The sequence below is a fragment of the Flavobacterium palustre genome, assembly GCF_014639535.1.
In the GTDB taxonomy this organism is placed as follows: domain Bacteria; phylum Bacteroidota; class Bacteroidia; order Flavobacteriales; family Flavobacteriaceae; genus Flavobacterium; species Flavobacterium palustre.
Map to the genome: position 1 here is coordinate 719,386 of NZ_BMGA01000001.1, position 15,354 is coordinate 734,739.

Below are 15,354 nucleotides of genomic sequence, written 5' to 3' on the forward strand. Positions count from 1 at the left end.
TTTATAATTTAATTTCATTAAAATGATAACTGTGCTCCAAAAGTGTAATTTCTAGTTCTTGGATAGGCGTTATAATCGATATTAGGTGTTAAACCGGTTTCTAAATTAACTTCCGGATCATACCCTGAATAATTAGTCCAAACAAATAAATTTGAACCTGTAGCGTAAAAACGAGCTCTGCTGATTCCAATTTTTTTAGTCCAATTTTGAGGAATTGTATAACCAATTGTAAGTGTGTTCAGTCGTAAGAAAGTACCTTTTTCAATAGCATAAGACATCGCAATAGGTCGCCCAATCGAAGTTGGATTCCACATGGTTGCATTTTCATTGAACTTGGCCAAAACTTCCGGTTGATAACGAATTTCATTACCCATATCATCATAGTTTCTCCAACGTTTATCTAATCCCACTTCCATTCCTAAATTGTTTTGGTTGTTTTGATACCAGGAAGTCATCATAATTTTGTTAGCATTATATACATCAAAGCCAACAATGAAATTGAAAAAAGTTGAAAAATCGAAGTTTTTCCAAGTGGCATTTAACCCAAAACCACCTGAATATTTTGGATTTGTATTTCCAATTACTTTTCTGTCCTGATCACCAATTACGAAAGTATTAGGGTCTGTTAAATCAATTGGAGTTAATTTTTTGAACTTCGCATTTCCAGGTCTTGGATCTCCTGAAAGGTTTTTAGAATTAACTACCCCTTCTTTTAATTTCCAGCTTCTGGTAAGCGGATCAAAAGATTCAAAATCATCCATAGTATAGAAACCATCATTGACAAAACCATAGATTAAGCCTTTTTGTCCACCTACATAAGCACGGTAATCATCATCATTTAACAATTGCGCTCCGGCCCATCCTGAACTTAATATCCATTCTTCTTCACCACTAGCCAGTTTGTCAATTTTATTTTTGTTAAATCCAATATTGAAATTCACATCTAACTGAAAATCTTTCTTCTGAATTACGTTTGCATTTACAGCAAACTCAATACCTTTATTAGATGTTTGACCTACGTTTTTCATGATTTTTGTAAATCCTGCAGTTCCCGGGATATCAGAAGGCACTAACAAATCTTTTACTGTATTTTTATACAATTCTAAATTTCCACTAATACGTCCTTTAAAAAATCCGAAATCAAAACCTAAGTTTCGCGTATAGGTAGTTTCCCATTTTACATCAGGATTATTTAAGAAATTGGTATTATAAAAATTATAGTAGTAATGATTCTCTTCACCCCAACCTACAGAACGATTACGAGATACCCCATAATATTTAGCATATAAATCACCATTAATTCTATCATTACCGGACACCCCATAACTTAAACGAACTTTTAGGTTTGAGATCACATTGCTGTCCTTCAGGAAATCCTCGTTAGACATTCTCCAGGCTAATGCTGCAGCTGGGAAAACTCCCCAACGATTACCCGGACCAAACTTAGTTGAGCCATCAGTACGAGCCGTAAAGGTGGCTAAATATTTATCATCATAACCATAATTTACACGACCAAAAAATGAGGATATACGATTTGGAGATCCTGCTGACGAACCATTTTCATAAGGCGTTCCTAATGCTAAATTATTTAAAGCTTTAGCTCCTGTAATGTCTTCTGGAAAATATCGGCTACGATAGTACTTACCAAAGCTTTCCTGATTTTTCATCTCCTGTCCTAACATCATTTGGAAATCATGAGCATCTTTCCATTTGAAAGTATAATTTAAAACATTACTTAATTGCCATCTTGGGCTTTGGTTTGTTCCATAATATACCACCGGCTGATTGTTATTATCATTAGCTGTTCTTGTATCAGTTCCCCAAAAACGACCTTCTTCATTGTATTTATATTCATACCCGAACATACTACGAAGACTCAAACCACTAATAATATTCCAAGTAAGAGCTCCAACAGTATTAAATGTACGGCTGTTACGATTTCTATAATTTTTTTCTGCTTCTTGTTTAGGGTTAAAACGCACTGTAGGCTGATATTCTTCAGGGTCAAAATAAGTATCATCTTCAGGTAAAGTCATGTATTCTTCTAAACCTAATGTTGGTGCCTGACGTATAGCATCTAACAAACTAACCCCTTCAGTACCTGAACCATTTATAGTTTGATTAATTAAACGGCTTTGTAATTCAAAAGAAAATTTATCCGATAACTTAGTAGTCATCATGAAGTTCAAATTAGTTTGTCTCATTCCACTGCCAATTAATACTCCAGGCTGATCCTGATTCACAAGAGCAAATTTATATTTAGTACTCTCGTTTCCTCCAATAACACTTAGATCAGTATATTTTGCAACAGGATTAGTTCCAAAAATTTCATCCTGCCAATCTATTCCTTTATTTCCCTGATAAATGTATAATTCATTAGCACGACCATAACGATTAAAGAAAGCTGTTGGATTAGAATTACGTTGACGCTCATATTCATATTGCATCATTACGAATTCATAAGGATCCATCACATCCAAACGATTTGCCAGCGTTTTCATTTGCATATAACTATTAACATTAACCGAAACTCTACCTGCTTTCGGTTTTTTTGTAGTCACTAAAACTACCCCGTTAGCTCCACGGGCTCCATAAATTGCTGTTGATGCAGCATCTTTCAATACCTCAACAGATTCAATGTCAGTTGGTGGAATATCATTCAAGTTGGCAACCTCAAATCCATCTACTAAAATTAATGGTGAATTATCCTGAGTAACCGAGCCTCCACCACGAATACGAATCATTATTTCAGCCCCAGGAGAACCATCTGCTGAAGTAACTTGCACCCCCGGTAACTTCCCTACTAAAGCTTCTGCTACTGAAGCTGTAGGAACTTTAGCCAATTCAGAACCTTTAATACTGGAAATAGCTCCAGTAAGATTTCCTCTTTTTTGTGTTCCATACCCAATTACAACTACTTCATTTAATTCGCTGGTAGATTCTTTCATTTGAATATCTATATTTGAAGTACGTCCTTTTAAAGGCACTGTAACATCATTCATCCCTATAAATCTAACTAACAAAACTGCTGTTTTGGGATCATTTACCTTTACAGTAAATTTCCCATCTATATCTGTGGTTGTATTGGTATTTTGATTTACTACAATAACTGTGGCAGAAGGTATCGATCCTGTTTGGTCTCTTACAATTCCTGTTACAGTTACTTTTTCCTGAGCATAACTATTAAATGCAAAAAGCAAAACAGCTAAAACACTCACGATATGTTTTTTTATCGTCATAACTACAATATTTTATTTAAAGTTATTTTTAAGTCTGTTTATTATTTCTGATTGATCTTCTTTGCTGTCGTATAGACTTCTCCATTTACAGTTACCTCATAGTTTTCAATAACTGGAGTATCAGCTTCATTCAGATTGAAATTAATTTGGGTGACTGCATTTGCTACAATTGGAAAAGAACCTGAAATTTCTTTTGTACTAACAACCTCCATATCATTATTCATAAACTCAATACGAATACTTACGTTATTAGCCGCTTCATCTGTTTGGAAAACTATAAAATCATCGGTATAATTGATTCCCCCTGTGGTAGTTTTTTTAGTCCTTGAAACCTCCATATCTTCCTGAATAAAAGTTTCGTCAGCCACTTTGTAACCGCTTCGTTTGACCTCAACAGTTGTTTTAATATTAGTATAAGCCGGATCAGCCGTTTTATCCAATGCCTTTAAACGTAATGTTCCAGTTCTGGTTAGAATATTCATTGTAAGCAAATCTTCGAAAGGAGACTTATAAGGCATAGCTGCCGAAATATTTACTTTTTGATCTGCATGAATAGCCTGTGGAATAATCAAATCGTTTAAATTCACCGGCGAAGGAACCATTTGCTCCGGAAGATCGGTAGCGAGAAATTTGTACGCTCCATTTTCAAGAGCAAAACGAAAATGAGAACTGTAATTCGCAAAAAAATCGCCATCATTTTTATAAATAAAAATAAATTTTGTTGAGATCCCAGTATTTAAAACATAAGGCTCATCATTTATCTGAATTTCAAAATTACGGACAACTGAAGTATTGTATTTTTCTTCATCATTATTGCAAGCGGCAATAAACATAAGGAGTACCCCGTATCCCAAAATCTTATTTAGTATCTTTTTCATCATAATACAATTTAAAATTGAAAGTTTCTAAAGTGTTGAGCTGTCCTTTTTTTTATCAGAGATAATTTGGTTATCAGCATGCGACTTTTGATGTAAGACACTAATAACATCCCGAGCAGAAACAGCAGCAGTATGCAAGTGTTTGTTTGTTCCATAAGTTTAATTATTTATTAATGATTAGTTAAAAAAACTGTCTCGAAAGACTTTTTGGTTCGATGTAAAACTAAAAAGAGTCTATCCGAATCAGGTAGAAAAATTGCTTTTCGATACGGGTGATTTTACTAAGAGGATTTGCAAATCCCAAAAACTAAAAAAAAGGGGAGTCGAATTGATAAATAACAAGGGGTAATTATCTAAATATAATGGTTTTAGATAGTATTTCTTACAAATAAATTCCAAATAAAATCAACCACAAACTTAAAAAAACAATCAATTAACAATAAAACCTTAAAAATAATTCAGTTTAAAAACGAATAACAAAAAAATACCCCAAAAAAATAACTGATAACAAATCTACTGAGTAACTAATAAGACTATTTAGTGACTTATTAATTAAAAAACAGGAAATAAGTTAGGCTATAAAAAAGATCCATAAACAATTATTACATTGCTTATGGATCTCACAAAAAACTAATAACTAAAACTATTTATTTATAAAGCTTTCGATATTCAGCAGGAGTATAATTGAATTTCGCTTTAAAACATTTTCCAAAATATTTCAGGTCACTAAAACCAACCTCAAAACAAATTTCTTTTATAAGCATGTCTTCATTCTTAAGCATCTCGGCAGCTTCATTCAGGCGAATATCCCGAATGAAAACCACAGGTGATACTCCGGTTAAATCCTTTAATTTATTGAAAAAACTGGCACGCGACATGTACATTAGCCTTCCTAATTCTTCCACTGAAAAATCGGTTTTAGACACATTATCCTTGACTAATTTAATGACCTGAAACATAAATTTATGGTCCTGATTTGAAATTTGCAAAGGCTCTTCAACTGAAATCTCAGCTATATTTCCACTGGAATACAGAAGTTGCAGTCGTTTGCGCTGTTCCAAAACATTTTTCACACGCGCTCTTAAATAACTCACATTAAAAGGCTTAACCATATACTCATCGGCACCATATTCCATTCCTTCTAATTTGTTTTCTATTGCGGTTTTAGCGCTGAGCAGGATTACCGGAATGTGGCTTGTTGCAATGTTTTTGCGGATTAACTTAAGCATTTCTATCCCATCCATTTGGGGCATCATAATATCGCTAATTATAAAATCAGGACACAATCTGGCGGTTTTTAAATGACCTTCAATACCATTCTCAGCAACATGAATAGTATAATCTTCTTCTAAAACCGATACTATAAAATCCCTTAATTCAGGATCATCCTCCACGACTAAACCTACCGGTTTCCCTTTGCCCTCCGTTTCCGATTTTTCCATAACAGATTCATTTTCAAATTCTGTACCTCCTGTTTCCTCTTCATCAGTTACCTCAAATAAAATATCCACATCTTCATTAAAATGGTGAAAACCTTTTAAGAAACATAGCTGGAAACTGCTCCCTTTACCCGCCACACTATCCACTAAAATGGTTGCTCCGTGTTTATCGGCTAAATCCTTAACTATCGAAAGACCAATTCCCGTACTGGGATTATTTGGATTTTCGTTGTAATTAGTAAAACGCACAAACAACCGCTTTTGAATCACCGGATTGATTCCCGGTCCATTATCGCTCACTTTTATCAGAACTTGTTTTTCAGTTTCCTCTACAACTACTTCCACTGTATCGCCTTTATGGCAATACTTAAAAGCATTTGAAATTAGATTGACCAAAATTTTATCCATACTATCGGCATCGGCCCAAACAATAGGAGTTGCAGCATTTACTTTTAGCTCTAAACGTATCTTGCTCTGTAAACTTATTTCTCTGAAATTTTCACATACTTTAGCCGCAAATTCGCCCAAATGAATAGCTCTGACTTCTAATTTTCTATTTTGAATTTTCCTTAAATCTAAAATCTGATTCACCAAATTCAATAAACGATTACTGTTTCGCTCAATTCCCTGAAGTTGCATTTTTACTGATTCGGGTATATTATTATCCGATAACATTTTCTCAACCGGAGCGGTGATCATGGTAAGCGGCGTTCGAATTTCATGTGAAATATCAGTAAAAAATTTCATCTTTAATTCAGATACCTGTTTCTCAATCTGAACATCGTTTCGCAATTTCAGGATGGTAGAAAAAGTACGTCTGATAAAACTAAAAAGAGCGATTGCCAGCAAAATATAACACATTATTGCCAAATTAGTCCACCAAATCGAAGGCAGAATCGTAATTTTAATTTTTCGCTCATTATTCACCCACAAATTATGATCGTTTGTAGATGCTATCAATAGCGTATATTTTCCCCGACTCAAATTAGTATAATTAATAGACTGCCCTCCTTTGACATAATTCCACTGATTATCAATACCTTCTAGTTTATATTGATACATTATATTTTCGTTATTCACATAATCCAATGCCGAAAATTGAACCCTGAAAAAATTCTGGTCGTGCTCCAATCTGACTTCCTCTAATAAATCAGGATTAGCTGGTGTTTCAGGATTTATTTCATGCAACTCCTTATTATTAACGGTGAAATTACTAATTGCTAAATATGGTCTGAATCTAAAAGGTTTAATATTTTCGGGTTTAAAAACCACGGCACCGCTGGAATAACCGGATACAATCTCTCCATTAGGAAGACGACATTTAGTTGCTTCGGAGAATATTTCGTTGCCAATAAGGGATTTTATTTCAGGAAAAGTTTCCGAAGAATTGTTCGTAGGATCAAATCGTACAATCTGATTACTTCCCATAAGCCATATTTTCCCCAATCGATCTTCCTGCATAGCCACAACACCATCAATTGGAAAACCAATGGTTTCTTCGCCAAAAGATTGTACTTTTAATTCCTTTTTTTGATTCAAATCAACCAATAACATCCCTTTTCCATTAGTTGCCAAGGCTAATTTATTTTCTGATGTTACCAGCATATCCAGAATATCATTACCTGAAACCTGCGGATATTCCTTAAATTGTAATGTATTGGGAGATTGTTTTTTTCCGGAAAAAGAAAATAACTTATAAGAGGAAATAAAAAACAGTTGCTTATTTTTACTTTCAACAATAGAACGAACCCTGTCAGCCGATTTTATCGGGTAATTTTTCAATTCATTTCTATAATTAACAAAATAAATTTTAGAATTGGACTCTCTGATTAAATTGACACCCCCACCCCAGGTAGCCAGATAAATCTGCCCTGAACCAGCCTGAAAAATTCTATAAATATCATCCGAACTAATGCTGTATCGATTCGCCTCATTGTACTTATAATGAATTACTTTATAATTAAAAGCCTTTGCTGTTGGCAGCAAACAATACAATCCGTTACCTCTGGTACCAACCCAAACTCGTCCTTTATTATCCTCCATCATGTGATAAATATCAGCACCCCAGCCAGGACTTCCCGCAGACATAGTTCCATCTGATCCTAATACACCTATCTTTCTTTTTTTAGTATCAAATAATGTGATTTTATCCGTACGACTGGCTACCCAAAGATTACCTTTTCTGTCAGCCATTAAACTTCTGACATTATTTTTTTTTCTGCCAGACGATACATCTAATTTTAAAGTTGAAAAATGTTTGTTATCAAAAGTCATTAAATTCAAACCTTGTCGATAAGAACAAAACCATAAATTCCCCAGCCTGTCAAATGTGGCTGCGTGCATCACATCAGAAACAAGCTCAGCAGTTTCATCCATCGCATGTGATATCGACAACAACTTATCTCTCTTTTTATCCCAATAAGCTAATGCTCCGCCATTGGGCTGAACCCAAATACTTCCATCAGGAGCCTTAATCAGAAATGTTTTTCTTGTTACATTTACTTGTGCAGGATCACTGGAATCAACTTGTAAATGTTTTAATTTTCTGCTAATTAAATCAAATCGATATACTCCTGAAGCCGAGGTTTCAAACCAAAAGTATCTGGAATGGGTCAATCCCAAATACTTAATATTGGCATCAGGGAAACCTGATGCCGTTTTACTGTTATATAAATCCAGTTTAGCCGTTTTTATATCATAATAACCAATTCCCTGTGTCTTAGTTACGATAATTACCTTACTTCCAGGCACGTACTTTATTTTATCAATATCGGCCTTTATTCCTAGTGGAACATCAAAAAAAGCACTGGACTGTTTAGAATAACGGGTTAGTTTACCGGCAGTTCCGGCAAACCATAATTCGTCTTTAGTTTCCAAAACCGAATTATAGGAGTATGATTTGCCCGAAGGTCTCATCATATTAAAAAAGAAATATTCAGGAACCTCAGCTGTTTTTTTTAACCTGCAAATACCTTTATTAGTTAAAAACCAGGTTGTCCCCATACTATCCTCATAGATTTCCTGAATTCCTTCCCCTTTCAATTTAGTCCGGTCAAAATAAACCAGTCTGGTTCCCTTATTTCTTTCAAAAGCAACAGCTTCGTTTTTATTATCTGAAAACAACCATACTCTACCCGAAGACATCAGCCTGAATTGCTTAAATGAATTATTAGAATATTTTTTAGAATAGGCTTCTAAAGGGGAATGATAACTTAAGTTTTGAGTGTCAAAATAATAAATTTCATCCTGTTCTGACTTAATCCAAATTCGCCCGTTTTTATCAAATTTAAAACTCGAAACGCGATTGGATAATAAATTTAACTTGCCTCTTTGATTTACTTCAAAATTTTGAAAAGTATTGCCATCATATCTTATTAAACCAATATATGTTCCTAACCAAATAAATCCTTTTTCATCTTGTTGAATTTCTAAAATACGCGACTGACTTAACTTGGCATCAGCAATAAAACGTTTCAAAACCCCAAATGGCTGAGCCAAAGAGAATCCTGAAATCAGAAAGCAAAGGATAAAAATTATATTTCTTTTTAAAATCTTCATAATTACAAAAGTATCAAAATTCCTGTCCGAACCTGAAACAACTGCTTTTCCTAGCTAAATACACCTACTTAAATAGCAATTTGACTACCGTTCGGACAACCTAAAAATCAAAAAAAACAACTTCAAGCTTTACAACATCCCTCAAATAGCGATTTACCCCAACACAATGAAACGCAATCACCTAATTTTGTTTTGCCTATATTTAAGTAAGTCAAATCTTTACTAAATTAGAAACCATTATTAATATAAATCAACCTAAATATTAATCTCAAAAAATGATATGAAAAAAATAAACTCATTAGTGTTTATTATTAGTCTTACAACAATAACCACATTTGCACAGCAGGATTTTAAGTTTACCAATACTGCCTTGCCTGTTGAACAACGTGTCAATGATTTAGTCTCAAGAATGACTGTTGACGAAAAAATCAGCCAATTGATGGATTCTTCACCTGCCATAGAACGTCTCGGTATTCCGGAATACAACTGGTGGAACGAATCACTTCATGGAGTGGCAAGAGCGGGATATGCAACAGTGTTTCCACAGTCTATTTCCATTGCATCTTCCTGGGATCGTCAATTAATTTTTGATGTTGCCAGTGCCATTTCGGATGAAGCAAGAGCAAAGCATCACGAATATTTAAGAAGAGGCCAACATGGCATCTATCAGGGATTGACGTTTTGGTCTCCAAATGTTAATATATTTCGTGATCCTCGATGGGGACGCGGACACGAAACCTATGGAGAAGACCCTTTTCTTACCTCGCAATTAGGTCTCAATTATGTGAATGGCCTTCAGGGTACTGATAAAAAATACCTGAAAGTTATTGCTACCGCTAAACATTATGCAGTACATTCAGGTCCGGAACCATCGCGTCACCAATTTAATGCTGAAACCAGTGACAGGGATCTTTACGAAACTTATCTTCCTGCTTTCCGAACTTTGGTCAAAGAAGGTCAGGTTTACTCGGTAATGGGAGCTTATAACCGTTTCAGAGGAGAATCGGCCAGCGCCAGTCCGTTTTTATTTGATATCCTTAGAAACAAATGGGGATTTAATGGTTATATCGTCTCCGATTGCGGAGCTGTCACCGATATTTGGAAATGGCACAAAATTACTCCCGATGCTGCAACAGCCTCAGCTTTGGCTGTAAAAACAGGTTTGGATTTAGAATGCGGCAGCAGTTATAAATCATTAAAAGAAGCTCTTGACCGCAAATTGCTGACAGAAGCCGACATTGACATTACCTTAAAACGTTTGTTTACAGCCCGTTTTAAACTGGGAATGTTTGATCCGGAAGCAATTGTTCCTTATGCGCAGATTCCTTTTTCGGTAAACAACAACGATGCGCACAACTATCTGGCCCGGGTAGCTTCGCAAAAAAGTATCGTTCTTTTAAAAAACCAAAATCAGACACTTCCACTTTCAAAAAACATCAAAACTGTAGCTGTAATTGGGCCTAATGCCAATGATGTACAATCCTTATGGGGGAATTACAGCGGTATTCCAAGCAATCCAATCACGGTATTAAAAGGAATCCAAAACAAATTAGAGCCAAATGCAAAAGTATTGTATGCCAAAGGTACCGATCTTGCTAAAGGAGTTCCTGAAATGAATGTTATTCCGTCCGTTTATTTTCAAAATGAAAACGGTATACAGGGCTTAACAGCAGAATACTTTGATAATAGCAAATGGGAAGGAAAACCTTTATTTACAAGAACAGATGACAATATCGATTTTCATTGGGACATTGACACTCCTGATTCCCGTTTAAAAATGGGTAATTACAGTGTGCGATGGACGGGTTATCTAATCGCTCCAAAAACGGGAACCTACTCCATTTCGGAATGGTCAAAACCCTTTATGACTGTTGAAATTGAAGGTGGAAAAAGTACCGGCGGAAAAAACAACCATAGTCCTCGTATTCGTTCACAAAAAATTGAATTACAAGCAGGAAAAAAATACAAAATAGAGGTAAAATACCAAAACTTCTATGGCGATGCTATAGCTCAACTTTTATGGGCAGAACCCCAAGAGAATGTATTACAGCAAGCGGTTCAGGTGGCTAATCAGGCGGATGCTGTAGTTCTTGTATTGGGATTAAATGAGCGCTTGGAAGGCGAAGAAATGAAAGTAGAAGCCGATGGTTTTGATGGCGGAGACCGTACCAGTCTTGATTTGCCGTCCAATCAGGAAGAATTGATGAAAGCTATTGTAGCCACAGGAAAACCTGTTATCTTGGTTTTAATCAACGGAAGCGCACTTTCCATTAATTGGGCAAATGATAATGTTCCGGCGATTTTAACGGCTGGTTATCCTGGTCAGCAAGGTGGAAACGCCATTGCCGATGTTCTTTTTGGCGATTACAATCCTGCCGGTCGATTGCCGGTTACTTATTACAAATCAGTAAACCAGCTTCCTGATTTTGAAAATTATGATATGAAAGGCCGTACGTATCGTTATTTTGATAAAAAACCGCTATATCCTTTTGGATTTGGTTTGAGTTATACCCAATTCAAATACAATAATCTTCAAATTCCAAGTAATATTAATGCTGAAAAAGATTTTGAAATATCGGTTGATGTAACTAATACCGGTAACTATGACGGAGATGAAGTAGTTGAGTTGTATTTAAAAGATGAAAAAGCCTCTACTCCACGACCTATTGTACAATTAGAAGGTTTTGAACGCATTCATCTTAAAAAAGGGGAAACTAAAACGGTGCGTTTTACAATTACACCAAGGCAACTCTCTTTAATCAATAACAAAGACCAACGTGTTGTAGAACCGGGATGGTTTACAGTATCTGTAGGAGGTAAACTTCCGGATGGATCAAATGACAATCAGATTACTAGATTTAAAATAAATGACAAATTAATTCTTGCGGAAAAATAGACTTTTTTAAGCCTACACTTTATCAGGAGTCTTTTACTAATAATTACCAGTCGTTATATTCAACACTCAAAACATACAACCTCTCAAAATCATCCATAAATCGGTTCGAAAAAACAATATTTTGGGGAGCTTTTTTAGAAAAATCCAGTTTATTCATTTAGACTGGATTTTTTGTTTTAGATATATTTGGACTTGCTTCATTTTTCACCTTGACCATTTTAAAAACAGAAAAGCCTCTACATTACTGCAAAGGCTATTTTTTGTTATAAAGCTCTCTAATTTCTAATCCATCAACAATTTATAAGCAATTACACTGTTATGGTTAAACGTTGGGATATACAAGAGGTTTTCCTTTGCATTATAACCCAAATCAGCAGTATTCATTTGTCCTTGTACATCCTGTAATTTATTGATTACGCCATTGGCTTTTACATAATAAATTAAACCTGCCCAACATGTAACTATAAAATCGCCATTTTTAAGTTGCTCCACACCATCTCCGGGCTTTTCAAAACCTTTGGCAATAACAGTTTTGTTTTTATTTTCGTCAATTTTCCAAAGCTCAGTTCCAGCCAAAACATAGAGGTTTTTATTAATCCATTTTAAACCATTGGCATTGGTTACATTTTCCAGGTAAAGTTCACTTTGTCCATTTTTTATGCGGTGTATTTTATTCGTACGCGTATCGGATACATAAACCACTCCTTTATTATCTACTGTTACATCATTCAGGAAAACAGCATTTTCAATTTCCAGTTTATTAATAATTTTTCCAGTTACAATATCAATACTTATTACAGCGGTTATATCTGCCACAAAAAGCGTTTTTTTATAAAGTGCCAGACCTTTGGGTGCGTTTAAGCCTTCCACCCAGTTGGCTTTTTTCACACTACCGTCTATATTAAGAATTGCAATGCCTCCTTTTCCGTCTTTTACGTTGCCCGCTCCGTCAATCAGACTTACATATAAACTTTTTTCAGTTGCGCTATACAACACCGATTCGGGTACAGCCAGATTTTGACTCTCCCAAATTGGTTTTGAAAGCTGCTGGGCTTTTGTGGTTAAACTTAGCACCATAAAGGCGGATAGGATTAAAAATTTGTATTTCATAATATTATAATCTTTAGTTTTTAAATGAGCTGACTCTGCATTAATAACAAAAATAAAATTTATTCAATTACTTCCATAAAAAAAGCCTGTCGGAAACCACACCGACAGGCATTATGTGTAAACAATTCGATTCTAACCAAACGAATCTGCTGTTTAACACCATCTAACCAACCTTTTTATAATTAAAATTACTTTAACAATACCTGACTAGTTTCTAAATATTTAAACTTATTCCTTTTTCGGAAGCCAAACTTTCATTTTGCCAATACCTCTGTTACTCCAACTGTAATATGGGATTGCAGTAAATTTCTTTTCATCATTTGAACCCTGAATTACATGAACTCCGTGTAGCAAATCAGGTTGTACCGTAACTTTTAACGAAGTTTTGCTGTTTACCGTTATACCGTCAACATCAGCATTATCAGCCTCTTCAACCGCATAAACAAGCGGTCCGTATTCTAAAGCTATTTTATTTTGATCTTCTGCAATTTTTTCACTCGCTATCACCTCACGAATACCCATCGGAAAATTAACTTCAATCTTATCTCCCTTATTCCATTTACGGTTAATTACAAAATAACCATTCGTAATTACGGCATCCTGCTTTTTCCCATTAATGATCAATGTTGGCAAAGCAGTCGATTTGTCTTTATAACTGTACAAACCTCCGGGCATCACCTCATTTCTGGCCCATCCGGGAACTCGTAATTTTATAGTAAACACGGATGCTTTTTCAGGGTTAATGTCGAGTTTTACCTTTCCGTCCCAAGGATAATTAGTTTCCTGACTTATTTTCAATTTGTTATTGGCAAGGGATATATCAGCATTATTACTCATATACAGATTTACAAAAAGCGTTTCTTTTTCCTGCGCATAAATAAGACCAGGTATAGCAGGTATAAAACGGATTAAGTTAGTTGGACAACATGAACAATCAAACCAGCCTGAGCGCGTACATGCCCCCATATTAAATTTGTATTTACCATCAGATTCAAGAGGGTTAGGATAAAAAAATTCTGTCCCCTTTAATGACATACCCGATATCACTGCATTGTACATCGTTCGTTCCAGTAAATCATTGTATTTTACATCACCGGTAAAATTAAAAAGGCGATTATTCCAATATACACTTCCAATAGCTGCACAAGTTTCGTTGTAAGCGGTAAGATTAGGCAACTCATAATTTGCACCAAAAGCTTCACCATCGTGTTTGGCTCCAATACCGCCGGTAACATATATTTTTTTCTCCACCATATTATTCCAAAGCTTATCTACTGCCTCACGATAACTTTTGTGTTTATATATAGCGGCAATATCAGTCATACCTGCATACATATATACGGCTCTGACAGCGTGACCTACCACCTCATCCTGTTGCACTACAGGCTTATGATCCTGTGCATATTCTTTATAGTTTTCCTTTTTATTAGAATCCCCTCTATGGTCTAAAAAGAATTTGGCTAGTTTTAAATAGTCTTTCTTTCCGGTAATTTCGTATAATTTTACTAATCCGGTTTCAATAATCTGGTGTCCCGGTACTGCTAAAATCTGTCCGTTACCCTCTCCAAAGGTTTTTACAAAAAAATCGGCATTTTTAAGGGCAATATCTAAAAAATTACGCTTTCCTGTTGCCTTGAAATGCACAGCAGCCGCTTCATACATATGTCCCGCATTATATTCTTCATGGCTCATATTCATATATTCCCAACGTACCCCCTTATCAACCTTAACCCAGTCAGCAGGTGGTTTAGCAGGATTTATAGTGCGCCAGGTAGTAAGATAACCGTCTTTTTCCTGAGCTATTTTTATAATAGCTATCAGAGAATCCAATAATACTTCAAGTTTTGGATCCGGGGAACTTATCAACGAATTTGATGCTCCCTCAATAATTTTATAAACATCTGAATCATCAAATGGCATCTTACCTTTTACTGTACCTTTTTTTACGCCACCTGCAATCAGAAAGTTTTCAAAACGACCTTCTTCTGTACATTTCTGAATAGCATATTCTATTGTTTTTTCCTGTACTTTTTTTATAATTGGCAGCCAGAAATTATCTGTGATTTTTACTTTACTAATTGCTACCGGCTTAATGGGATAACCCGAAATTAATATCGTTTTATCTGCCGTTTTTTCAGTCCGGGCTTCAGTTTTATTTTTTATTTGCGAATAGGCTATTACGAGCGTGGCTAAAAACGTAATCCCTAAATATTTATAATTTATCATTATTGTTG

General features: G+C 35.2%; 6 protein-coding genes. 1 reads left to right on the forward strand and 5 read right to left on the reverse strand.

Annotated features, from left to right (window positions below; genetic code table 11):
* Nucleotides 1-17: 17 nt before the first annotated feature.
* From IEV84_RS02915 to IEV84_RS02925, 3 genes are all read right to left on the reverse strand, one after another.
* Nucleotides 18-3,239, reverse strand: coding sequence for a SusC/RagA family TonB-linked outer membrane protein (locus IEV84_RS02915; RefSeq protein ID WP_229732580.1), 3,222 nt, complete (start codon nucleotides 3,237-3,239; stop codon nucleotides 18-20).
* 41 nt (nucleotides 3,240-3,280) lie between these two features.
* Complete coding sequence (locus tag IEV84_RS02920; protein ID WP_188492239.1) at nucleotides 3,281-4,117, reverse strand: hypothetical protein; 837 nt, start codon at nucleotides 4,115-4,117, stop codon at nucleotides 3,281-3,283.
* Nucleotides 4,118-4,764: 647 nt separating this feature from the next.
* Nucleotides 4,765-9,114, reverse strand: a complete 4,350-nt coding sequence (locus tag IEV84_RS02925; protein WP_188492241.1) for a two-component regulator propeller domain-containing protein — start codon at nucleotides 9,112-9,114, stop codon at nucleotides 4,765-4,767.
* Between the two features lie 280 nt (nucleotides 9,115-9,394).
* On the opposite strand from IEV84_RS02925, the gene IEV84_RS02930 reads away from it, so the two are divergent.
* Nucleotides 9,395-12,010: a glycoside hydrolase family 3 C-terminal domain-containing protein gene (locus IEV84_RS02930; RefSeq protein WP_188492243.1), complete on the forward strand. Its 2,616-nt coding sequence runs from the start codon at nucleotides 9,395-9,397 to the stop codon at nucleotides 12,008-12,010.
* Nucleotides 12,011-12,292: 282 nt separating this feature from the next.
* Here IEV84_RS02930 and IEV84_RS02935 read toward each other — a convergent pair whose 3' ends face one another.
* A complete protein-coding gene (locus tag IEV84_RS02935; protein ID WP_188492245.1) occupies nucleotides 12,293-13,120 on the reverse strand; it encodes an SMP-30/gluconolactonase/LRE family protein in 828 nt (275 codons plus the stop codon).
* A 228-nt stretch (nucleotides 13,121-13,348) separates the two neighbouring features.
* On the reverse strand, nucleotides 13,349-15,346 hold the full coding sequence (locus IEV84_RS02940) for a glycoside hydrolase family 127 protein (RefSeq protein ID WP_188492247.1): 1,998 nt from the start codon (nucleotides 15,344-15,346) through the stop codon (nucleotides 13,349-13,351).
* Nucleotides 15,347-15,354 lie beyond the last annotated feature (8 nt).